The sequence below is a fragment of the Serratia nevei genome, from assembly GCF_024160145.1.
Classification (GTDB): domain Bacteria; phylum Pseudomonadota; class Gammaproteobacteria; order Enterobacterales; family Enterobacteriaceae; genus Serratia; species Serratia nevei_A.
This window is the reverse complement of the sequence record NZ_JAMYWQ010000020.1, coordinates 70844-94517: the sequence shown is the minus strand read 5'-3', so window position 1 is coordinate 94517 and position 23674 is coordinate 70844. Positions and strand designations below refer to the sequence as shown.

At 56.8% G+C, this 23674-nt stretch carries 21 protein-coding genes; all 21 read right to left on the bottom strand.

Annotated features, from left to right (window positions below; translation table 11 throughout):
* Window positions 1–28: 28 nt before the first annotated feature.
* Entirely contained in the window at window positions 29–367 is a 339-nt protein-coding gene (locus M6G53_RS15260; protein ID WP_253332706.1) for a hypothetical protein, read from the bottom strand.
* Window positions 368–412: 45 nt separating this feature from the next.
* Window positions 413–847, bottom strand: a complete 435-nt coding sequence (locus M6G53_RS15255) for a toxin-activating lysine-acyltransferase (RefSeq protein ID WP_253332704.1) — start codon at window positions 845–847, stop codon at window positions 413–415.
* A complete protein-coding gene (locus M6G53_RS15250) occupies window positions 844–2409 on the bottom strand; it encodes an MchC protein (protein WP_253332702.1) in 1566 nt (521 codons plus the stop codon). The genes M6G53_RS15255 and M6G53_RS15250 overlap by 4 nt, the downstream gene beginning before the upstream one ends.
* Window positions 2410–2429: 20 nt before the next feature.
* On the bottom strand, window positions 2430–6404 hold the full coding sequence (locus tag M6G53_RS15245) for a non-ribosomal peptide synthetase (RefSeq protein WP_253332699.1): 3975 nt from the start codon (window positions 6402–6404) through the stop codon (window positions 2430–2432).
* A 254-nt stretch (window positions 6405–6658) separates the two neighbouring features.
* Complete coding sequence (locus tag M6G53_RS15240) at window positions 6659–7828, bottom strand: ABC transporter permease (RefSeq protein ID WP_253332695.1); 1170 nt, start codon at window positions 7826–7828, stop codon at window positions 6659–6661.
* A complete protein-coding gene (locus tag M6G53_RS15235; protein ID WP_253332693.1) occupies window positions 7825–8919 on the bottom strand; it encodes an ABC transporter permease in 1095 nt (364 codons plus the stop codon). Before M6G53_RS15235 ends, M6G53_RS15240 begins: the two co-directional genes overlap by 4 nt.
* A 59-nt stretch (window positions 8920–8978) precedes the next feature.
* Window positions 8979–9689, bottom strand: a complete 711-nt coding sequence (locus M6G53_RS15230) for an ABC transporter ATP-binding protein (RefSeq protein WP_253332688.1) — start codon at window positions 9687–9689, stop codon at window positions 8979–8981.
* Window positions 9682–10716 carry an efflux RND transporter periplasmic adaptor subunit gene (locus M6G53_RS15225; RefSeq protein WP_253332686.1) on the bottom strand — a complete coding sequence of 345 codons (1035 nt, stop codon included), beginning with the start codon at window positions 10714–10716 and terminating at the stop codon, window positions 9682–9684. The genes M6G53_RS15230 and M6G53_RS15225 overlap by 8 nt, the downstream gene beginning before the upstream one ends.
* 6 nt (window positions 10717–10722) lie before the next feature.
* Window positions 10723–10938, bottom strand: coding sequence for a hypothetical protein (locus M6G53_RS15220; protein WP_253332684.1), 216 nt, complete (start codon window positions 10936–10938; stop codon window positions 10723–10725).
* The gene (locus M6G53_RS15215; protein ID WP_253332682.1) at window positions 10931–13468 is read right to left on the bottom strand and encodes a lantibiotic dehydratase; all 2538 of its coding nucleotides are present in this window, start codon (window positions 13466–13468) and stop codon (window positions 10931–10933) included. Before M6G53_RS15215 ends, M6G53_RS15220 begins: the two co-directional genes overlap by 8 nt.
* Window positions 13465–14496, bottom strand: a complete 1032-nt coding sequence (locus M6G53_RS15210; protein ID WP_253332680.1) for a PqqD family peptide modification chaperone — start codon at window positions 14494–14496, stop codon at window positions 13465–13467. Before M6G53_RS15210 ends, M6G53_RS15215 begins: the two co-directional genes overlap by 4 nt.
* Before the next feature lies 1 nt (window position 14497).
* Window positions 14498–16900 (bottom strand): nitroreductase family protein, encoded by a 2403-nt coding sequence (locus M6G53_RS15205; RefSeq protein ID WP_253332678.1) that lies wholly within the window; start codon window positions 16898–16900, stop codon window positions 14498–14500.
* Window positions 16900–17517, bottom strand: a complete 618-nt coding sequence (locus M6G53_RS15200; protein ID WP_253332675.1) for a hypothetical protein — start codon at window positions 17515–17517, stop codon at window positions 16900–16902. Before M6G53_RS15200 ends, M6G53_RS15205 begins: the two co-directional genes overlap by 1 nt.
* 12 nt (window positions 17518–17529) lie before the next feature.
* Window positions 17530–18876 carry a YcaO-like family protein gene (locus tag M6G53_RS15195; RefSeq protein WP_253332673.1) on the bottom strand — a complete coding sequence of 449 codons (1347 nt, stop codon included), beginning with the start codon at window positions 18874–18876 and terminating at the stop codon, window positions 17530–17532.
* Window positions 18863–19771, bottom strand: a complete 909-nt coding sequence (locus M6G53_RS15190; protein WP_253332671.1) for a thiopeptide-type bacteriocin biosynthesis protein — start codon at window positions 19769–19771, stop codon at window positions 18863–18865. The genes M6G53_RS15195 and M6G53_RS15190 overlap by 14 nt, the downstream gene beginning before the upstream one ends.
* Before the next feature lie 18 nt (window positions 19772–19789).
* Window positions 19790–20827: an ABC transporter permease gene (locus tag M6G53_RS15185; protein WP_366519500.1), complete on the bottom strand. Its 1038-nt coding sequence runs from the start codon at window positions 20825–20827 to the stop codon at window positions 19790–19792.
* Window positions 20828–20991: 164 nt separating this feature from the next.
* Window positions 20992–21354 carry a Mor transcription activator family protein gene (locus M6G53_RS15180; protein WP_041033460.1) on the bottom strand — a complete coding sequence of 121 codons (363 nt, stop codon included), beginning with the start codon at window positions 21352–21354 and terminating at the stop codon, window positions 20992–20994.
* 13 nt (window positions 21355–21367) lie between these two features.
* The gene (locus M6G53_RS15175) at window positions 21368–21793 is read right to left on the bottom strand and encodes a gp16 family protein (protein WP_253332667.1); all 426 of its coding nucleotides are present in this window, start codon (window positions 21791–21793) and stop codon (window positions 21368–21370) included.
* Between the two features lie 132 nt (window positions 21794–21925).
* Window positions 21926–22654, bottom strand: coding sequence for a DUF2786 domain-containing protein (locus M6G53_RS15170; RefSeq protein ID WP_253332665.1), 729 nt, complete (start codon window positions 22652–22654; stop codon window positions 21926–21928).
* Window positions 22641–22931, bottom strand: a complete 291-nt coding sequence (locus M6G53_RS15165; protein WP_253332663.1) for a nucleoside triphosphate pyrophosphohydrolase family protein — start codon at window positions 22929–22931, stop codon at window positions 22641–22643. Before M6G53_RS15165 ends, M6G53_RS15170 begins: the two co-directional genes overlap by 14 nt.
* Before the next feature lie 193 nt (window positions 22932–23124).
* Window positions 23125–23649 (bottom strand): host-nuclease inhibitor Gam family protein, encoded by a 525-nt coding sequence (locus M6G53_RS15160; protein ID WP_253332661.1) that lies wholly within the window; start codon window positions 23647–23649, stop codon window positions 23125–23127.
* Between the last annotated feature and the right edge of the window lie 25 nt (window positions 23650–23674).

The following is a 23674-nucleotide window of genomic DNA, read 5'->3' as shown; positions in this document are numbered from 1 at the left end:
CTGAAGGACAAATTAAAAAGTGGCCAACTTAAGAAACAGGCGCAAGCCGAAGTTTCTGAGTAACCACGATCAGGGGTGGGTCCGTTTTACTTTGGCAGGGTGGGTCACAATTCGATCGGTATTGACATTTAATCGCAACAATCAATTGAATTGCCGAATTTAAGACAACGCATTTTATTTCTTCCACGCTTTTGCCGCGAAGAAACGGATGCAGGAAGACATCGCCAAACGCGCTGCTGTTCAAGTCGCTACGGGTTTTGCAAACCATCAGACGCTCAAATCCGTTATCGCTGTCATAGGGGCTTTCACAGAAAAATGCTGTTTCTACCGCGATTCGTTTGATCGCCATGAGTACAAATCCGTCCATCGATGAGCTCTCCATACGTTTTATTTAAGGACCGGGCCGTGCGGATCAGGCCAGCGTCATTACTTTTCTCTTTCTGTTCTGCCAGCGCACCTGGCCCTCTCCCCACGGTTTGAGCTTGTTGAAGCGTTTGATTGCCTGAGGCGCGAAGCCTGGCCGACAACAGAAATCGAGCAACCATATCCTGTCTCCTTCATTCCATTCGGAAGGGTGGAGTGGGAACCCCGGATCGCGCCGCAATTGCGTTTCGGTGTCTTCCGTCAGATAAGCCCAGAGAACATAGGCCAGCGGTTGGTCATTGGTGTCGAAAAGAAACTTGATCTGCCCGTGCTGTATGGCAAATATCATGCGCTCTTGAACGCTTTTTATCGGATGAAGGCTGTAATTTCGGTGATGTAACATGCAGCTCACGGCAAAACCAAGCTGCTCATAGTCTGACCATTGATCTTGGCCGCCGGCGGTTTCTCGAATATAGAGCGTCATGCTTGTTCATTTCTCCTGGAGGGGATGACAAGCGGTTGCCCGCCAAAGGTTTCTTTGGCGAAGGCTACCGCCTTTATCCGCATGTCGGTTAATAGTTGCCGCAAGCGTTGGTCGTCATCACCATTGGCCTCCACCAGCGCCGTGATTTCGTTGAGCATCTGTATTTTCCCGCACTGGGGGCGGGGCCGTAGCCTCAGGCAAGCCTGTTGCGCCATGCCTTTTTGAATAACGGTGGCATCGATCCCCTGGGTGCGGCAGGTTTCGACCAACCAATGATTGACCTGCGAGAAAGCGCGCAGGGTTTCCATAAAACGCGCATCCCGTGAGAAATCGTCATGCGCGGGGACGGGGTGCCCTTGGCTGCAACGAATCAAGGTTACGGCCAAACGTTCCAGCGGCGATTCGTCTGCCGCGAGTTCCGCTGAGACATAGAGCTTTCGGCAACGGTGGATAAGCAACTGCAAGAAGCTGTTTGCCAGCCTCTCTAAGGGTTTTGGGGTTTCAGCCGGTGACAACAGGTCGACAGGAATGCCCAGTAACGTCAAATAGCCGCGGCAACAGGCCTTCTGAAAAAAATGCCAGAAATACGTTTTTACCTGTTGCTGGGCAATGGCAATGAAAGGCCGATCAAACAGGTACTTCCCGAGGTAGAAGCACAGCTCGGATAGGCTGTTCTGAATGATTGCCGGTTCTCTCATCAATTGTGCAAACTTGAGCTGGTACTCGAAATCGTAATGATGATCGCTGGGGAATAAACAGGTTAGCCCGTTAAAATCCAATACCCTGCCGTCCATGGTGATGTTGGAGGATGAGGTGGTCAACATCAGGAAGCGGGTGCGGCAAAACGCCATTTGCCGTGCCAGACGTTTGGTGAGCTCATGCATCCCCTCAAGGCAGCGGCGCCGCGGATCGCGAGCGGCCTGCTCGCTGAAGCCCGCCGTGGGGACCGGCAAATAGTCCGGCAGGCGGCGAAGCACGGATTTAACCCGTTGAACATCATGCATGAGCTGCCCGGCATATTCCGCTTTGGGCCGGAAGTAGGGCGTTCGTTCAAAATGCGCCGGGCGGACCAGGGGATCGCGTACCAAAAGGGCGCGGCGAGAGCGGCCCTTTGTGCGGGTGAAATCCCCATGGGTATAGCTGTTGGTGAGCAAAATCGCGTGGGTGCGCGCCGCACCATAAGGCAATGTCTGCGCCAGCATTTCGCTCCATAAGGCTTCATAGATCGCCTGTTCGGCACGCAGTTCGCCATTGGAGTGATACCAATCCGAACCTTGCCCGACCAGGGGGTTAGCGCCAATTCCTTTCACCTGGTAACGGCCATCAAAACCACAGCGGGCGCCGCCGCCGTTACGTTGAATACCGCCGCCGCCGTAACGTTCCGCCTGAAAAACTTTGGCGGCGCCTGGCGCGTCGGGAGTGACCAGATAGCTGCACGCGGCGTGCAGCGCTTCGCCGTCTGCCTTTTCTTCGGCGGACCAAATGAGAGAGGACGCAACCTGGTGTGCCGTGAAAGGCACTAAATTTTCCGCCAGGTCCTTAAGTAAAAAAGAATCGCTCATTGGGTGATGTACTCTATGGTTTAGTTCAGTTCTGATGCGGACGCGCGCTGCGCGAAACGTGCGAAAGCGGCATCCAGATGCCCGGCGATGTCGCGCAGTGCTTCTGCCCTGGCCATCGCGGGGTGATCGCAATCGATGTCGATATTTTCTATTCGTCCATGTACATAGGGGCGCCAGGCCGCCAAATCCAACCAATCTTCTGCGCGCGGCGCCGCTGCCGTGAAGAACAGCAAATTACCGTAGAAGTGGCCGTGCTCCGACTGGCCGACCAGGCGACGGCTATTGATCACCACGTCAATCAGGCGGTCGAGCGTGCCGTCATCCAGACTGGCCAGGGCGCTGCCGTGTTTTCGCAACAGGGCGATCGTTTCCGCACGTTGCAGGATCTCGCCTTTCGGCACGACCAGCGAAGGCAATTCTTGATCGAAGGGCAAGGCGATGCCCGCAATGAACAACAGGGCGGCCAGCGCCAGGCTTTCCTCTTCTTCGACATTAAGCGTTTCAAAAGCGAAGCGTCGCCACAGATCGCTGGGATAGGCATCCATCATTGCCAGCAATTCGACCTGCTGATCTTGTTGCTCCAGGTGAATGGCGACATTGTGGGCGATCATACCGCCAACCGACCACCCGATGATCCAGTAAGGCCCTTCTGCCTGATGGGCGCGTATGCGCCTGGCATATTCTGCGGCCATTTCATCCATCGTTCGGGTGATATTGCTGCCCGGCGTCAGGCCTTGAGCTTGCAAGCCGACGATTTCACACGGCGTTTTGAGAAAACGCGCCAGGCCGCTGTAACACCAGGCGATACCGCCGGCCGGGTGGATGCAAAACAGCGTCGGCAGCGCGTTTTGCGAAGCGCCGGCACCAGGGCGCAGCAGCAGTGTGGCATCGAGCATATCCGGCGCTGAGTGCTGCCCTTGTTCGGCCAGCGCCCGAGCAGAAGGATGGGCAAAGATGCTGGCGATGGTGATTTGCCAACCCAGGCCGGCGTTAATGCGGGCGGCGACATCAACGGCGCTCAGCGAGTTGCCGCCCAGTTCGAAGAAGTTGGCTTCAGGTGCCACGGCAGGCAGGTGCAGCGCATCGGCAAAATATTCGCACAGCCGTTGCTCCGTCAAGGTGGAGGGTATGCCGCCGCCGTGTGATTGCGGGCTTTGCGGGGCGGGCAGCGCTTTTCTATCCAGTTTGCCATTGCGGCTGAGCGGCAGTTCGGAGAGAAACACCAGGCACTGTGGCAGCATATAGGCAGGGAGATATTCCCGGCAGAGCGCCAGTAAGGCTTTTTCATCGGCTTCGGTGCCGGTGACCACGACATAGGCGACAATGCGCCCTTCATGCATGTTGGCGCAAGACTGGAGCACCTGTGGGTGTCGATTGAGAACCGAATCAATTTCCTCCAGCTCAATACGCTGCCCGTGTATTTTTATCTGGTGATCCAACCGCCCCAAATAATCTATTTCGCCATTCGGGCGCCAGCGCGCCAGGTCTCCCGTGCGGTAAAGCCGTTTGCCGTCCGCCGTGGCGAAAAACCGTTCTGCCGTCAGCTCGGGTTGGCCGGCATAGCCGTCAGCAAGACAAATGCCCTCAATGTGCAATTCCCCCTCGATGCCGATGGGGGTGGTGTTGCCGTAGGGATCCAGCATGTGGATGCGCGTATTCCAAATGGGGCGGCCGATAGGCACGCTGCGCTTCTCGTCGGTGCAGCCCAGCGCGTGGTAAGTGACATCGATGGCGGCCTCCGTCGGGCCGTAAAGATTATGCAAAGGCGCCGTCAGCAATGCCCGGTGCCGCTGGGCCAGTTCCGGCGACAAGGCTTCCCCGCTGGCGAATACTCTGAGCAGCGGCAGCGGTTCGGGCCTGCGCTCGGCGGCGTCGAGAAACAGCGCTAGCATCGACGGAACAAAGTGCAGCGTTGTGATGCGATGCTGCACGATGCAATTCAGCAGGTACGCCGGGTCGGTATGGCCGCCGGGTCGCGCCATCACCAAGGTTGCGCCTCCGATTAGCGGCCAGAAAAATTCCCAAATCGACACATCAAAGGTGGCCGGCGTTTTCTGCAGTACGCGATCCTGCGGCCCTAACGGATATTCGGCCTGCATCCATTGCAGACGATTGGCCAGGGCCAGATGGCTCACTATCACCCCTTTGGGATCGCCGCTGGAACCGGAGGTGAACAGAATATAAGCCGGATCTGCGCCGCTTTGCCGTGTGACGAGCGGCAAAGCGGCGCTCTGATGGCCGGCAAGTGAGTACAGCGCTGCGAGATCGAGTCGGGGAACGCTGGCCGGCAACCTGTCGTCATCGGCGCGATCGGCTATCAGCAACGCCGCATTGGCCTGCTCAAGCATCTTTTGCTGTCGCCGCGTCGGCAGCTCGGGCGACAACGGCAATAGCGTGGCACCGGCGCGCATAATGGCCAGCAGAACCACTTCTAAGGCCACGCTGCGTTCAAGTGTGACGGCGATCACCTGGCCGTGAGCGCCTTGCAGATGGCGTTCTAGGGCATGCGCGCACCGCCGTGAGCGCAGTTCCAGCGCCGAATAGCTCAGCCGTTCATTTTCGTCGAGCACGGCTATCTGATGCGGCGTAGCTTGAACCTGTTTGAGGAACAGGTCGAGGATCGTGTTGGCGGGTAACGGCTGGGCGGTGTCGTTCCATTGCGCGATTAACGCCAGTTCCGCCGGCGCCGCCAGCGTCAGTTGCTGCAGCGGCAGGGTCGGCGCTGCAACCAACTGCATGATCCAATGCAACAGCCGCCGCACATGCAATTGCAGCTCTGCGTGATGATGGCGCGCGGCATTGGCAATAAGACGCAGGCGGCGCGGTTGCAGGTCCGTACCCAGTTCCAGATGGAGGTTAAGATCGCGTACGGGGCCGGTGGCGACATGTTTGACCGTGGCGTTTAGCCCCGCAAAATCGAGTGTCGCAGGCGGAGGCAAGATGTTCAGTTCGATGCCGTAAAGGGGCAACGCATCACCGACCCTGCCGATAGCGCGGCCGATCCATTCTCCGCGGTAGCGCTGATGCGCGAGCAGCTCGCGCCGGCTGCGGGCGACGGCGGCGCAAACGTCGCGAAAGTGCGCGTGCTGCGGCAAATCCAGCAGAAGCGGCAGGATATTGCTGCGTGTGACCGCCGCCTGGGCGCCATAAGTATCAAGCCGCCCCATGCAGGGCAGGCCGAACAACAGTTGCCGCTCGCCCGACTGGCAACAGGAGAAATAGCTGGCAAATGCGCTGAGCAAGACGTCGGATAGTGCGATCCCGCTGCTTTGGTAGAAACTGTCCAGGGCTAACGCCACTTCGGCATCGATAATGGTCTCGACTTCCAACGTGTGCTCGGCCATGGCTTGCGCCGGCGCACCAAGAAATGTCGGTGCAGGCAGCTGCGCGCAGCGCTGCATCCAGTAGCGGTGATCGTCTGCATACTGCGCGCTCTGCCTGTAGTGGGCGTCGTCATGGCAGAGCGTCGTCAGTTTGACAAAACGACTGGGCGGCGGCGGCGTTCCTTGACACAGCGCCCGGTAATGCTCCCCCGCACGGCGATGGAGCAGGGAATAGGCGTAGGCGTCGAAAGCGATATGGTGTATGCGGGAAAACCATATCACTTCGCGTTCATTCAAAACATACAGCTGATGTTCATGAAGGTGTAAATTATCCGGCCCCTGTTCCCGTTGCGTTATCTCTCCCATTGCGCGCCAGGCGAGCGCCTCCGGATCTGCGTGATGGCTGAGATCGCAAACGGTCACGCGGCCTGCAGGCTGGTGGATGCCGAAAGACGGGATGCCATCGATGTCGAGGAACCGGTGGTTGAGCACCTCAATATCTTGCAGAGCCAGTTCGATGGCGTTGAGCAATAATGTTCGATTAATTTCACCGTGCAGGCGCAGGGCTTGCGCCGTCGCATAGAGTTTGGAAGAGTGGCTGGCTTGCGACGCGTACCATACACCCTGCTGGGTATCCGCCAGGGGAGTTTTATTAAGGGATAAGTCATTCATTTTTTCTCTGGCTCCTGTCCTGGAATGGTATTCAAGCGCCTTGTTAGCAGGCTTTCCATTTTTCTTTTGGCATGCAAAATCAAGTCAATATCTCTGTGTAATTGATATTCAGTGCTTTGGTTTTTTCACCTGCGCGATTTCATTCAATGAATGCCGCAATTAATTAAGTGGCTAACATTCTTTAATCGCTATTGGGCCGCTCCCTTGCGGCGACGCATGGCTTTCTTTTAGCCGGCTCTCCGTTGCGCCCGGCATTATTTTCCCTTTGTCGCTGCGCGAATGGCCGGTAGTACAAACAGTGAGGCGACAAAGCTGATGAATACGCCATAAGCGATACTGATCATCTGCATTTTCCCGCTGACCAACATGGGGAACACCAGCTCATGCGCGTGGCCAAACGTGGTGAACGTGATGCCGTTGAACAACAGCATGCTCAACAAGGCGCCAATGGAAGAGCCTGCCAGGCCCAGCAAGAGGGTTTGGCAGAGGTAAGACACATCAATAACCCTGCCGAATCCCAGCAACAGCGTTATTGCCAGCTGGTCTTGTTGGTTGGCGATGAGCGATTCGCAGAGCGCGATGATGCCCGCAGTCACCGACACCCCCGCCAGCAATGAAAATAACAGGCCGAACCACAGCAGCACCTGGCCCAACCCTTCGCTGCTGCCGGCATAGTAGGTTCGGCTGTCGCTAATGGCGACTCGGTCATTGAGCGTCCCCTGGATGGCTTGCTGCAGCTGCTCGACAGAGGGGGCATTGCTGGTCAATGCCACCAGGTTGTAATCCAGTCCCGCGCCCCAGCTGGTGCGGATATGTTCCAGATCGGCCATGAACTCGGACTGCCGCGGTGAGCCGCCGGTAGTAAATTCACCGACGATTTTCCAATTACGATCGTGCAGACGAATGGTCTCGCCCACGTGGAACGCCGGATAATGTCGCGCCAGTGAAGCGCCGACGACGAGCTCATTTTGTCCCGGCTGAAATGCTCTGCCGCGGGTGAGGGTGACCAGCGGTTGCCCGTTGTTGGCGTTCATCAGCGTGAATGCCGCCGGCGTCACGCCGCGCACCAGATACTCTTTTTCCACGTTGTCAGGGCGGAGTCGCACCAGAACGACCCACTCCGGCGAGGCCGCAACAAGGCCGGGCAAGCGCGAAAGTTGCGCCGCCTGCGTTCGCGTTATCGTACTGGTCAGTTCGGAGGAGGAGTCTTTGCTTTGCGCAAAATACAGGCCGGGTTCTGCACTCGACTCCAGCGCGCCGATCAGCCCTGCGCGCAGTGAAAATAACGATGTCACAATAACCGCGAGAAAAATGAAGCTGGAGAGAATCGCAGTGAGATAAAGTGGCCGCCGCCATAAGTTGCGTAATCCAATGCCCAGCAAGATCCCGAGCTGGTGGATTTTCGAGGATGGACGCGGGTTCATTTTCTCTCCTCCTGCAGGCGAACGATTTGAAAGAGGGAGGGCAATGCGCAGACCAGGGACAAAATAAAGACCAGCAGGAGACCGATGGCATAATCCCGGAAATGCGGCTCAACGCCGTTTAATACGGCGGGGTACAGCGTCGGCAATAACAGACTAAAAATAACTGACAACGCCATGCCCACGATGGCGCCCGCCAGGGTGATGGCGCTGAGTTGCACGGCAACCGCTTTAATCAACCGTGATTTGCGAAACCCCAGATAATTAAGGGTACGGTAGTCGCTCAAGGCTTTATGAGTCATGACATAGAAGTTGGTGCTGAGCAACAGCGCCAATAACAGGCACAGCGCCAGATTGACCCAAAAAATCACGCGATGGAAATCGAACAATTTACTCATAAACAATTTTATATGCATGCGTACGGGGGCTGTCTGCGTGGTGCCGCGCAACCGCTCCGCGCCAAACAGGGCATCAATCTGCCGGGAGAGGGTCTCCGCAGACATGCCGGGTTTAGGGGTCACCATGAAAAAACTCACCAGCCGCTTGCCATTTTGTCTGACGCTGTCGAGGTAGTCATAATGCATCCAGACTGCGGGAGGGGTGTCCGTTTGGGTTTCTTCAACGATCCCGGTAATGTAAAGATCGAGAATGGGGTTAGGCGCGAGCTTCCAAATCGCGGATGAAAGCGGCAGCCGATCACCCGCTTTTAAACGATATTGCGCTGCAAAACGGCTGTCGACCAGAACGCCTTGCCGGTCATTCTGCCAACGCTCCAGTAAGCCCGGTGCTATTTTTAAAGAAGGGATCATGGCAAAGTAGTGTTGGTCTTCTACCGCGATAGCGGGCACGAACCATCCGGGATGGCGATAGTACGCACCGACCCAAACTCCCCAGCTCAGCCGATCCAACGCCGGCAGTTGCCCCATTTTCTGATGGTAAAACTGCGGCAGCAGCATCTGGGAACTGAGGGCATTCAGCACCAGCAACCGGTTGTCTCCGCCGGGCGGATCGTTGGCCTTTAAACTGAAGGCGCGATCAAAGGTCAGCATGAGCTGCAGCAACATGACGCCGCTGGCGATGAACAGCAAGATCATGATAAATCTTCTCGACTGCTCAGTGGCGGAGCGCCACAACCAGAGGTAAAACACGGCTCTCATGGCATATCCCTATGGATCAGCTTGCCGTCCCTGAGTTGGAATTGGCGCTGCGCCCGCGCGGCGACCTGAATATCATGCGTCACGACGATGATCGCTTTGCCCTGCTCCTGGCTCAGTAGCGTCATAATATCCATAATTTCCTCCCCCGCCTCCTGGCTGAGATCGCCGGTAGGCTCATCGCACAGCAGCAGGTCCGGGTTAGTGGCTATCGCACGCGCAATTGCCACGCGCTGGCGCTCTCCTCCGGAGAGCTCATCCGGCAAGTGGCGGCGCCGGTGTTCCATCTGAACCAGCGCCAGCGCGGCGTCGACGCGTTGCCGGCGCTGTTTGGCGTCCATATGCCAAAGGTGCAGGGGAAGGGCGACATTCTCCTCGGCGCTGAGAACGGGCAACAGGTTATAAAACTGAAAGACGAAGCCAATATGGCGAGCTCGCAGCGAGGTGCGTTCTTCCGGCCGTAGCCGATGCAGCGGATACCCTTGCAAAAATACCTCGCCCCGATCGCAGACATTGACGCCGGAGATCAGATTTAGCAGCGTCGACTTCCCTGAGCCGGATGGCCCCATGATGCTGACCATCTCGCCACCGCGCAGGCTAAAATCAAGATCGTGCAATACCGTGATGTGCTCGCGCCCTTTTTTATAGTCTTTGCCGGCCTGTTGCAGTTGTACGACCGGATCGCTCGGTGCGGTTGCCGTTTTATTCATAAAAATCTACCTGAATTGACATATTATGTTTCAGCCAGGGCTGTTGCTGAGTGAGCTTGATAATGACTAAAACCGCCGCGCGTTGCTCATCCACCACCGAAGAGATAAGGTTGACGGTGCCTGAGAGCTGTCGATCGGGGAGGCCATCCGGCTTGATTGTCACTCGTTGTTGGGGCGCGACGTTCGCCAGCTGGCTTTCAGGCAGCCAAACTTCGGCATCAAAGTCATCCAAACCGACAATGGTGGCGATCCCCGTGCGGGTGAAACCGCCGCCGGCGGAAATAGGCGAAACCGTTTCCCCCGGGGAGGCATCTAACGAAACCACCTGGCCGTCGAAGGGCGCGCGGATAACCGTGCGCAGCAGGTCGATTTCACTGGCTTTTATCTGCCAGCCCACTTGTTGCAATTCTGCCTGATATTGGCGGCGCTGCGCCTCGAAGGAATCCAGCTCCGCTTTGGCACTGTCGACATCATCCTGGCTCACATAGTCGAGCGGTAACAAACGGTTCAATCGCTGCAGCTGATTGCGCGCGCGCGGCAGGCGGGACTCCGTCTGCGCGAGTTTGCCCGCCGCGATTTGCTGGCTGGCCTGCAGCGACGCAAGCTGTGCTCTTAGCGAACGCCCATCGAGTGATGCCAATCGTTCTCCTTTTTTTACCTTGTCCCCGCGTTGCACATAAATCTCTTCCACCGTTCCCGTAATCTCTGCCGATACGGTAGAGAGGCGGGAGGCCTTGATGAATCCTGCGGCCGTGACTGCAGGCGCAGGTGCCGCGGGGGCCGCTGGTGCAACGGGCGCTGCGGTATCGGCCTGAGGCTCGGCAGCGCTGGCGTGCTCGGCCGCTGCCGGCTGGCTAAACCATGCTCTGCCGGCAACGAGACCCAAGGCTAACGCCAGCGCAATCGCCCCGACGAGCGCCGCTTTGCTCCATGGCCGCCCACGCGGCGGAGTATGAGGCGAGTTCAGGAGGTGCAGCGCCTGCTGGCGGGCGGTGTTGCGCGGTGCCTCTGAAGATGGGGAACGCATAGGTGCTTAACGCTCCCCGACTGTCAGACGCAAGATCACACCAATGAAGAGCAGGGCGGCTCCCGCAGCGTATAGCGGGAACCAGCGCGCCCACCAGTTGGTGGAGAACAATGACGCGCCGTTGGCGTTGCTCGCCGTGTAGCTGCTGTAGATATTGAGAGCCAGGGCGACAGCGAACATGACGAGGCCGATAAAAAGCAGCAAGCCTGATACTTTATGCATGGGGTTTCTCCTTCAGAGGGAACATAAGAGAGGCATCGAGATAATCGCCAGGGATGACCATCTCAGTGTGTATTTCAGTGAGATAGGTTTCGTTCTTCACTTCCATCCAACTGTTTTCCGGTGACGGGAGAGCCTCTCTGAAGACTAACCAGTCAACTTTTCGCGCCAGCAGCAGCAATTGATCAAGGCAATGTGAATTGCCCAGCCTGCACCACATAGGCTTGCGAATCTTGTCGTTGTTAAATGACTGCCAGCTAAGATGATCGTTGAATTGTCCGTTCACATAACTGTCCGTTGGAATGCCGTTCTTCAGTAACAATGCCAACAGGCGCGCCGGATGTTCTGTCGCCGGATGCCCGGACAGTTCATGGAAAATGCGAGAAGAGCGCACCCACCAGGTTTCACGGATCAGGACACAGTCTTCTTCCTCCATGCGCGGGGCATGCCGGAAGTCATGATCCAGCTCATCGGCCATTAATCGCTTGTAGGCGGGGCGGCCAATCTGAACCGGTTCGGCCAGTACGGTAAGCAGGTATTTGGTTCCCCACGCCACCATCGGCGTCGCCGCGCCGAGGTAACATAATTGGAACGCTTGCCCCTGATTGTCCGTCACCTTCAGCAGGCCGCTCTGCGTATCATGATGCAGTTGGAGCCGATCGAGCGTCAGGTCGCCGGCAACCTGCGGCGGCTCATCCAGACACAGGTGATGATCGGCCAGGCGGGCCTGGGCCTGCAGATTGCTGGACTCGCCGCTGACGCTGAAGGTTAATGGCAAAGCCGGCGCGGCAAACTGGCGTAGCCAGTTTTGCAGCTGATGGCGCCTGTCGTCGGCCTGGCTGTCGTTGGTCAACGTGGTGCGCGCCAACTGCCAGCCGATGCGTGAATACGCATTGTTAATCACCACTTTGCCCCGGGAATGCGCCAGCTGCCCCACATGACGGGCATCCAATTGCAGGAAGAGCGTTACCGGCAGCTTCAGGGCGGCGGGGTTGATATTGTGCTGCCGCCAGCGGGCCGTTGCGGCGGCGGGCTGCGAGATGCGTTGTTGGGTGAATTGAATAAATCCCTGCCAGCTTTGCTGCAAAAACAATGAGACATCGGTGCAGTGGCCGCCCGCGCCGTATTTGTCGATAAAGTTCTGCAGCAGCCAGAGGTACTCCTGCGACAACGTGGCGCGTTTGGCCACCGCTTTCGCTACGCGGGCAAGCACATTGGGAATGAAAGCGTCAGGCAATGTCATTCTGATCCCTTCTCGCCAGGCGTCTTCATATAAAATATTGCGAATTTCGGGCATCTGATGGTGGGTCAGCCGCTCCCAGCTCTGTTGAATCGTCTGCTGAGCCTGCTCAAGCAGCGTGACCCGCTCCGCGTTTTCCGCCGCGCTAAACCGTTCGGGCAGTTCGGGCAGGCTGCGCAGTGCATCGCTGGAGAGCTCTGCCGGCATCAGCGCCACAACATCGGCCAGAGGGGCCGGATGATGCGTTCCCCACTGCAATGTCGGGCGCAATACGTCCTTGCGCAACAGCTTTCGCAGCAGTCTTTCCGCCTCTTGCGGAGCTATCCCGGCCTGCTCGAAATGCGCTCGCCACGCGCTCCAGCTTTGCTGGTGGCTGGCGCTCAGAACGGCGTCAATTTCCGCCGCCTCCAGGCCCAGGACAAATTGCTGCTCTTCATTCCATAACAAGCCGTGGCGTTTCTCATAGCGATAGAAATGGCCGCGCATCTGGCTGGCGGAAATGCGTTGCAAGGAGGGGTTGCGGCATAGCGGCAGGTCATGTTTCGCCAACCAGTGCTGCGTATACAGCGCGTCGCGCAAGGCTAATGCGATGGAACGGTTGAGGTGTACGGTCGAGGTTACCTTGCTTTTGCCGATTTGCAGAGTGGCTTCGCCGGCCGAGCTTTCAAACGGGATCAGGCTAAAAGAGGAAAAAGTGCTGAATGGGCTGACCTTGCCCGCCGCTCGAATCATGTAGGCAAACAAGGAACGCTCTACGCGCCGGCGCCGTTTGGCCGGCCAACTCTGCCAATTTTGTTCCAGATCGCAAAGCAGCTGCGGGGAGGCAAGGCAGAGCGCCCGGCGCAGAGCCGGTTCGTTGGCGGCTTTAAGCAACCAGGCCTGTGTTTGTTCGTTGACTTGCTGCCAGCGCTGGTTGAAGGTCGCCGTCAACTGCCGGCGCTCGTCCGCTATCGCCAACCAGTTGGTCAACTGCTCCAGCGTGGTTGGATCGTAATGCACCAACCAGGCGCGCACTTCGGCAGACAGGTTGAAATGACGATCGTTGAAGATATGGCGGCGACAGCGAATCATTTCCTGGCGGACACTGTCCGCCGAGGGTAATGCGATATTCGCATGCAGCCTGGCGATAAGCGCCTGCCCGAGTTGCCGCCAGGCCGGCTCCTGCAAGTGGTGTTGCCGGATAATCGCGGATAAATCATCCGGAAGTTGGCTGACATATTGCGCCGGCAAGCCTGCGGTGCGCAGCATGATAAAAGGGGCGACGAGCAACAAAGGCTGCGCGGATAACGTCATGATAATACTCCAGATGCCAACCAGTTGTTCACCTTCTGCCAACTCACGATGCTTAGCCAACCCATCGCCGCCGCCATGCAGAGGCTGTAAAGCAGGCAATAACTGCGGAATAGGCGGCGACCTCGGGCAGACCACACTCGGGTTTTCTTACTGGCCCCGGGTTGGGCAAAGGCGCGAAATGCCCGCGTAGCATCTGAAAGCCGAAAAGGGGTGAGATTGAAAAGCAGGCCGAACAGTATCAACAGCAGTAACGGCTGTATCGCGGTGGCAGCGGCACTTTCACTCAGCGCCGCGAGCGCTCCCAGACATAAAAGGTCCATCAATGGTCCTGCCATCGCCACCCAGGCTTTCATGCTGCGCTGTGGGAAGAGCGCGATGGTGCTGGTGTTGACAAACACGGAAGGCAGCCACCAGCCGCGAAATTGCAGACCCGCGCCCAAAACCGGGCAGCCGTAAAGACGGCAAACGACGGCATGCGCCATTTCATGCAAAAACAGCCAGAACGGTATGCCGACAAACACGACCAGCAGCTGAACGCTGGCCAATTTGCCTTGCAGCAGCCAGGCGTTCAGCCCCGGCAAACACGCGATGAAACGCCACAAGGCAGCGGCAATCGCGAGGCTGAGCAGGCTGTAACCTAACCAGCACGGGATCATCCGCAGAACAGTGGCGATTTTATGTGCGGCGCGATCGGGGTTAGGCAGCCGATATCGCCCGGCCACTTTCGCCGCCGCAGGCGGCTTTTGCGCGCCATCAACGATCATATTCGCCTGTTTCAGCCGCAGCAGAAACGCGGACAGCGCCTGTTGGCATTGTTCGGGCGTCGCGTTCGGGTGGTGTTCTGCCAGCGCCGCCAATAGGGCCGCCATGGAGCTGCCCCCTTGCAATTGTTGAGCAAGCCGGGCAGAAAACCCGCTCAGCTTTAACGGCGCATTACTGTTTTCTTGCAGCAGCAGCGTCACATTCGCTTGCGGAGAGACCAATTTCACATCATCGTTTAAACGCAACAGGATGGATGCAGGCTGCATGTTAAACACCCTCTGCCGGTGGAGGGGACGCCAGCACCAGACAAAACAGCGGCGCCTCACGATATCCGTCGGCACCCGCATGACGAATGAGCCCTTCTTCGATCACGCCTCCCGCCAGCGTTCCCGTCAAGCCGCAGTCCAGCGCCGCCAGCCAGCACTGCATCGCGCTTGCCGCAGCGTTTTGCAGCTGCATGCGGTATCCCGCCGCGCCATGGTCATGCAGGGTCTTTTCAAGATCGGCAACCCACATCAGCAACGCACCGGCTTTATGGAACGCCAATTGATTGATGCAATCCGCCAAATGTGCGCGACCAAACCCGTTATCCCGTTTCCGCCAGTAACGGCGATCGGCCTGGCCGCACTGATAAATGCCCGCGGCAAGTTCGCCGCTGGCTTCCGGCAGCAATATCCAGGGTTCCATGGGTAACGCCGGCATCCCGCGCAGGCGGCTTTGTTCAAGACCGGCATGCGAGACGGCGATCAGGGTATGCAACCAGGTTTCCGGCAACGGACGATCGGCATAGTCATACGCCGCTCTGCGGCGTTCCAGCAACGCGGAGAGCGGCTCATCGTGGCGGCCAGCCGCCAGTGATGAGAGCGAGGCATGCGCAGGCGACGCTGGCGCGGCGGCCGGCCGCGGGCGGTGGCTAACGGCGACCAGGCTGCTCGCCGTCTCATAAAGTGGAGCAGGGAGCGGCTCACCCTGCGACGAGGGCGCTTGCACATGCAAGACCTGGCAGAGGATATGGGGGTTATCCTGTTCAGTGAAGAAGAGCAATGACGCTAACCATTGCAGGTCGACGCCATGATCTTCTCTCAGCTTCCAGCCCGCTGCGCGTGCGGAAAGTGCGCAATATTGATTAACCACGCCGGCGTCAAGGTTAACGATGTTATAACTGAAGTCGTTATATTTGCCGCGCACGCGGTTCAGGTTGCCGCTGGTAATGAGTGAAATCGGCTCTTCGGGATGCTGGAGCAAGCGCTCCAATTGCTGGCAGTCAATACCGTCAATCCTGACGAGTTGGTGTTTTTCACCGAGATAGAACCAGACCCCACAAGGCATCTCCGGCAGCGGCCGGCGGACGACCACAAACATATCGCACGAGAGCAGTTGCCCTCCGCTGGGCGCGATGCGGCGCAATGTGCCGTCTGCGCTGTTTTGATAACCCGTGGCGTGGCGCAGCAACCAGCCCAGATTGGCCGGCGTCAACGGCTGTGGCGGCGTCGCAGACATGCGCCAGGGCGGCGGGCAGAGCTCCGCCAATGTGCTGTCGGGCAGATTGAGATGCTGTTGCCCATGCAGCCTGACCGGCCTTGAGGCGTGGCGATTGAGGTTATCCAGCGTGAAGTGCATCTGATGCGAACGCGGTGGTAACAAGCCCTGCGGCGGCAAGCGTGTGCCGATATGGTGCTGCCAGGCAGTAAACGCCTCTTCCCCCGGCGGCAGATAGGCGGCATGGCCTAAACCGCTTAGTACGGTACCGGGAATGCGGGCGACCTTATAGGCTAAGGTGTACTCCCCCTCGCCCCGATGGCTATGAGAAACGACCTTGTTGAGGTAGCTTTCGGAGGACAGCCCGAGCAGAATTTGCCCCAGCTCATGGGCGGCATAGACAGCGCGGAAGGCCACCTCTTGCCGATCGTTGGCGGGCGATGGCAGCTCACATTGCGTGCGAGCGCATTGATAACTGGCGCTGATGTTCGGGAGGGTATAGGGGCCCACCAGCGTGCGATCCGCGCCAATAACGCAGCTCAGATAACGCACGCCGGCCTGGTGCAACCCATCGGCGCATGCCTGGCGGAAAGCGTCCGACTCGCTGCCGTCAAAAATGATCAGTGCATCATCCCAATGGAGGGCACAAGACGTTGGGCGCTCGGTCAGAACGTCAATGCCGGCGGTTATAGGTGCCAACGCGTGTTGCAGCAGCGATGACACATCTTCCGGGCAAACCAGGGCGACCCTGCGGCGGCGGGCGGACTTCAACGCCGCAGTACGGTTGGCGTGCAGGCGGGTATTGTCGACAAAGCGGCCGCAATAGCTTGCCAAATGGCTTGGGGCGCCGTCATCCAGGCCTTCACCTTCTTCAAGGAAGCCATAGCGAAACAGTAAGGACAACATGCCCAGAGCATTCTCGCGGCTCAGGGTCGCGTCGTCGGCCAGTACGCTTTCCAGCGCGTTGACGCCATCGAGGCGCTCGAGGAAGGCCGCAAGCGTGTTTATCCCCTGAACGCAGGTCAGGATGCGCGGTTGATAGGCACCATACACGGCTACGCGGGTATCGCTTTCAGGAATGAAGATCAGTTCCGGAATTAATTTTGGGCGCTTGGGCAGCAAAGCGTAAAGATCGTTATGGTGGCTAAACTGTGCGCCCGACAACACGGTCGACATGTGAGTGGCTTTCATTAGCGCAAGGCTCCTTCCAAATGTTCGGCCAGCAAGGCCGTGCCCTGAGCCTGCGAAATATGCTGGTTTTCGCGGCAGCTGCAACCGTGTAACGCCACCACGGAACTGCTCGCGGTGCGATTGCTGCCAAAGCTCACGGCGGTCAGTTTGCCGAATTGGTCTTCGGGGAGCTGCGCATACTGCGTTAACCGTAATCCAGCCATCAACACCAGCGCCGGCGTATATCCGCGCAAGGCGTTCTGCGGCTGTTGTTCATGATATCGCTGCAGGTTCAAATCCATCATTGCCGTACGCGGCGTTTCGGCGAGGCTGAGCAGGCGCTTCGCCGCACAGGAATAACAGGCGGTTGGGCCAGGGATGACCAGGGGGCCGCAAAAAAGCATATGGTCGTTCAGCACGGTGCAAGCGTGAGGGATCCCGGCGCGAAACAGCTGCGTGGTAAGCTGTTCGAGCTTAAGCGGCGCGCCGCCGGATAGCGCGATCCCGACGAATGAAGCCTTACTGTCGGCCCAGGAATAGTTCAGTGCGGTTGCCAATGTCAGTTGAGAGATCCCTTCTTGGCAGAGCATATAATCGGCCACGTCATTGCCGAACGCGGTGTCACTGACGATAATCATTACCACTCTCCTTCAGGCAAAAGGTTGCGGCCACGGATTTATCGTGACGGCTTTGCCTAATTGTTCACTCAACCGTTGCTGCTGTTCCCGTAGGCGCGGATGCCCGAGATAGCGGGCGCGATAGCATGCCGTCATGGGTAAAAGGGCGGGGATGACGGCGCGCACCACGTGTAAACCGGCATCGCGCAGTTCATCCGTGGTCATGTCCGCTATCACGACGTCCATCTTGAGTTGACGAAAACGCGCCACCAATTTTTTCAGCTGTGCTGCCGGCGTTTGCGGTTGCCCGGCCTGAAGGCGGCTAATCGGCATCTGGTGCTCGCTGGTGGTGAGAAAATCGAACGCGGAGCGCTGTTCGGCCCGCCCCATGAAGATGGCGCCATGTTCGAGCGCGATAAAATCGCGTATATCGTCCGGCACCGGCAGTTGGTGTTCGAGTACCGAACGCCCCATGGCGCTTTCCCGGATAATCTTGCCGCAGCTGCCCCAGGGATCGAACCCCGTAGAACAGTTGACGAACTGGGCCGAGGTCGGATGTCCGGCGCGTAGCTGCAACCCGTAGATTGTCGGGCAGCCGATGTCGGTAGTGGCATCAAAGAACAGCTGTTCCAGCCCACTCGCCGCCAGGCGTGAAAACTTGTCTTGTAATTTATCCGGGACCGGTTGATCGAAGCGGATGCGCGCTAAAGGCATTTGCAATAGCCAGGTAAGGGCAATCGCATCGCGTTCGATGACTTCATTGATCGCGGTTACCGTGGCAGTGGTGAGGTCGGTGTGCGCCGCGACGCCTGTCGATATCGGCAACCAGAAACGCTCGCTTTCCCAGGGCCGCACATACAGATGCGACATGATCAACGGGATCTTGCGCGGGCGGGAGTCCGTCAACGAGTAGCCTTCCACCCAGCGCAACGGCTGGGTGTCATCAATGGGTTTGACCGGGCAGAGCGGATCGGCGAGCTCCTCCTCGCTGCAACGTGGCAGGCTGTCGGCCGCCAAACCGTCAGCCCCGAGTTCGCGGAAGCTGGCCACCGAAACATCGCGAGGATGGTAGACGCAGGTGGCGTATCGCTCTGCCGCTTCGGCGACAGCGCGGACGATCGCCATATCGACGTGTTCATCGGCGCCGCAGCCGGCAAGCGCGATTTTTTGCAGATCGTTGCCTTTATTGTCAATGATATGGGGATATGGCATTGACAGATTGCCCAGGCTGGCCAGGACCGACGAAAAACGGGGAATATGCATCTCCTGCGGCTCCAGCGGGTAGACGCTGCCGACAACGCCCGTCAGCGGCGAGAGCAGCGACATGAACGGATATTTCTGGCGCATTGACGCGGAAACGGCAAAGTTATGATGATGCATGAATAACTCCGCTCTCCAGGCTTTTGCTCAGCAACACGGCCAACCAGGCCTCATCCAGCGTGCTTAAGCCAAGGCGATTATTCATTAGATGCATGAATTGGAATGCCAGATTTTTCGCGAGGCCATCACTGTATCGTTCGCAATGGCGTTCATAGCTGCGCCGGGTTTGATCCAGCGCAGACTGCCAGCGATCCACCAGTTCGGCGCTTTGCGCGTCTTGCCGTATCTGCGGCGACAGGAGAACCGAGTTTTCATCAATCAGTTCCCATGCACGATCGGTAAAGCTGTTTTTGATCATCCCGATATCCGCAGAGCCCGCCAGCCAGAAAGTCGAGAAGCTTTCAAGGAAGGCGGAACGCCGGGAGACAGGAATAAACGTTTCCAACATGGCCAGCATCAGGGGCAACGCAAACTCTTTGCGCGTCATGCCGCCGCTTGCCTCAGCCAGCAATATGGCGCGGGCAATGTCACTGGATTGGTGAAACAGCGCTTCGGCGATGCCTATGCCCGTTTCGCCCCCGTAGACGTCCGTTTCCGGCTCATATTCCGCACGTTCGCAATGAACGGGGAGTTCATGCGCGGGAAACGGTGTGTTGCCGCGGAAGCTGACCAATGGCGTCCACAGGCTGGCCGGGCGCAGCGGCAGGCTATTCAACGCATCATGCAGCGCAGCATAAATGGCGGTTTCCAGGCGCTGGCTGTCCTTTTCCTGCAGTAGAAAACGAACGCGTAAATGTAATCCCTTTTCATCGATATAACGTAAGAAGAACCAAGGAGAATCCGGAGCGTACGCCAGTGCTTGGGTCAATCCCTGGGTGATCAGAAAGTCCATTCCATCATGATGGCTACCGATATACAGCTTGTAAAAATGCCAAGATGCCGATCTGTTTTTCATCTTTGCGTACCTGTTTTTTTAAGATTGTTTTGGCTGGAAAAGGAACCACTTAACGCCGACAAACAGCGTGATCACGCCCCATATCGCCATGCCGATACAGTTAATGAAGAAGGGGAATACGCCTTCGCTGCCATTCATGGCGTATCGCAGAGCATCCGAGACAAAACCGACCGGCGTCGTCAAAATTAACCATTTGAGTGGCGGGAATGCGCTCAGATCGAGGAACAATTGCCCGAAACACATGCACCAAAAGTTGAGTAAGGTCAGAGCGATTGTCGCGACGGAATTCGTGCGGAATAATCCGGCCAGCGCATACCCAAAGCTCACCAGCAACAGCGCGCCGGCGACGAGCAGCACGATAAACAGCAGGGGATGCTGAAGGGTGAAGCCAAAGACCAGACTGCTAATGAGCATTAACAGGGCGATCTGAACCAGTGATATCACCAGGCGGACGCTGACTTGTGATGCGAGCAGGATCCATCGCGGCAACGGAATGACGCCGTAATAACGGTAAGTGCCTTTTTCACGCGCGGCGATCAGCGGCGTCGCCGTGCCAAATAGGGCGACTTGCAACAGGGCCAGCGTCAGCAAGGACGGGAAGATAAAACTAAAATAGTTGAAACGCTCAGTTTTCAGCGTAATGAAGCGTATCGGCTGCTGAGCGTCGGCCGGCTGTTGATTGAGTGCGGCGGAAACCAGTTGAGCGACGGAGCTCATGGATTCCGTCGTCGTGATCGCAGGGCGCTGTTGTGCTGCATCCCAGCTCACCGCCGCGTTCACTTCATTTGCGCGCACCAGCGATTCCGGATCGCTTCGAAGCTGGCGCTGGACGGCCAGGCCAGGATAATTATTCAATTTAAGCCAGAGAGCTTCTGTTTCCGGCGTGTCTCCGACAACGCTCACCTGCATGGAGAACGGTTGATGATTGCCGTTAATAATCTTTGCCGTTATGCCAAAGGTAAAGATGAAAAATAGCGGCAATACAAGAGAAAATAAGGTTGATAGCGGATCGCGTAAATATTCTTTGGTGTTGGCACCAAAGAAGCGCCGATAAATCTGCCAGCTATGTGATTAGAAGTGAGATAAATGGAGCTGAGTCTGCGAGATAATTAGGGGATATAGTGATTCGTTAGAGGATATAGTGGGACAAGGTCTGTAAATCATTTCCAGTATGTGAAAGATAAAACAGGGCAGAAAACTTCAGTCGTCTGCCCAAAATTTTACTCCCCGCCACCGAACAAATCCAGCATCGGCTGCTTGTGCTTCATCACTCGTTTATGTACTCGGTGAATCAGCTTGCGCAGCCCTCGTTCGGTAATGCCATATCGGGAACTCAGGTCGGCCCAATTGTTGCCTTTGAACTCGTTGTAAATCTGCAGATCACGAACGGCCAGCTTATAAACGTAATCACGAGGGAACGTGAAATTCTGCCCACCGAAATGCTCTGCCAGGAAATTTGCCACCGCCAGCCCCAGATGCTCGGCCTGCTCAGTTGAACACCCATAGTCAGATGCTGTCTCGGCGACATGGTCAGCAACCTCAGATAACAGCTTATGGCGCTTTTCTTCCATTGGCGTAATCATGATCTGCCCCCAGTTATTGCAATGCAGCTTGAGCCTTCAGCTCGCGTTTCTGCCACTTCTTCAACGTCTCGATAACACGACTGGCCTGATCCGTTCCCAGCCATTCCAGCCGACCTACACCTGTTATACGGTGAGCATACGCATTGATCGCACGCTCTGAACTATCACGGACAAACCCCGCCTCAAACATCTCCAGCCACAAGGACCGGATTTTCTTCGATTGCTCGTCTGTCGCCGTAATCCTTCCAGGCTTTTTAAATACCGGCCTGAACCCCAGACCATAAAACGCGTCCATCACAGACTCTAATTGCTTGATGGTCATTTCTTTCGTTGAGCTTAAACCCGTATAGCTATCGAGCAGTTGGCGGTAGGTATCGTCATCCAGGCGACGGTCACGTTTGGCGACATGAATTAATTTTACCAGGTTAATACGGTTCATCACATTACCCCCGTGCGTGTTTTATTAGCGACACCACCCATTCAATTAATAAATAACTGCCCCAAATACTCACTGACCAGAATACGGCGCAGAATAACGCCATTAATAACCACGTTGCCCCTCGCGAAATGGTCATGATTTAACTCCTATACCAGTCAAAGAAACTCCCTGGCCATGCACAGCTTGATGCAGTTGCGCCTGCTTACCCGCCCAGTAACCAGCATCAGCCGCATCATCAGCGCCACGGCATTTTTTTGCAGCCCGAGGGGCAAGCTTCTCGAACTCCATTTCGTCGTCCATGCGGTTGTAATAGGCCGTCATTAGCGTTTTTTCAGGCTCGGAAACGCGGTATAAATCGATAACACAGTATGCACCGTTTACCCACCCCTCACAGAACTGATCGGCGCGGGAAACTTTGGTGCTGGGCTTTATATTGCGCCGCATCTTCGCGGTAAATTCACGACGTGCTTTTACTAATTGGCGCGACAAGACGTCAAATGCATATGCTGCAATTTCAGGCCTTTCATTGGGACCATAAAAAATAACCGTCCGGCGACCACTGCTATTCGAATAGAACGCACTTGCATATTCGTAATAGCACGCCACACCAAATGCACGGCAAACCATTCTGCCCAGGGCGCTCATATAGGCCGGTATTTTCTGCGCCTGCGATGGTGCGCCTTTACTGCTGGCGCGACCAATCTCCATCAGGTCAATATCCGTCTCAGTGAGACTATGCTTGCGCATTAATGCCTGAGCCTGGCTCAGCGCATTCGCGGCTTCATTGCTGTTGGTACTGCGTCTGGCCAGGTTAAGCAGCTTCTTGATCTTCGCCAGATACTTTTCATTATTGTGGGTCATAGTTAACTCCCAGGCGTTCTGCCAGCCGCATGAGCTTTTGCTGTTTGTGGAAATCGATGGCCGTATCAAGACCATTTAGTCGAAATTGCTCGATCATGATCTCCACGTCGGCCATCTCGCTGGCCAGCTTCATTTCGTCGCTCAAGCCGTTCAGGTTGCGTGAAACCTCAGTGCTCAGTTCGCTGGCCTCCTCGGCCAGCTTCAGGAGTTGAGAGTCTGGGCCAAAGCGTTTCATGGCCATGCGGTACAACGTCGAACGGTTAGTCGCTATAGACATATCCCCTCCGAGTAATCATCGTGAGGTAATGGCTGGAGCTCGCTGGTGGGCACAAACGCGTTGTAGGTTTGCCCGCAATGCGGGCAGGCCAGGATAAGGTCCACACACCAGGTGCCGTCATGCCCCTGCGTAATGGTTGCCTGCTCGGAATCGAGCTCATCTACGTCTTCGCTACAGGTTTTGCATTGCAGGCTCATTGGGCGATCTCCTGTTCAAATGGCACTATGGCGAAATCTTCCAGGTTGCGATTAATGGTGATGCCCGGAATATCTTTTACTGCCGCCTGTTCGTTTAATATCGCGTCCTTATTAATTTCCTCCTTGGAACGAATAAACCGAGTCAGCTTGAGTCTTTTCAGAGCAGCAATAACAGCCTCGGCACCGCGTATCGTGCAGCTCGGTGGCCTGTTGCGCCAAATCACCTCGCCGGTGGTTAAATTGACGGTCTTTGTTTTTCCGTCCTGGGTCAGTTCGGTGCGATTGGCCTCGCACCAGGTCTGGATGCCTTGCTGCAGACCGCTTATCTCGGCCTTCAGTCGTTCAATCTCCGGCGAATGGAATTGCGCTACCGCTGCAATCTGGTCATTCATTTCCGTTTCGATACGGGTTAATTGACGCTGTAAATCTCCGAGGGATTTAATACCGTCAATTACCTCAGCTTTCGTTTGCGCGGCGTACGGAACCGCCGCAGCTTTAAGCCGCTTTTTACCTTTTGCCATTTTTAAATACCTTTCGTGTGGTTGG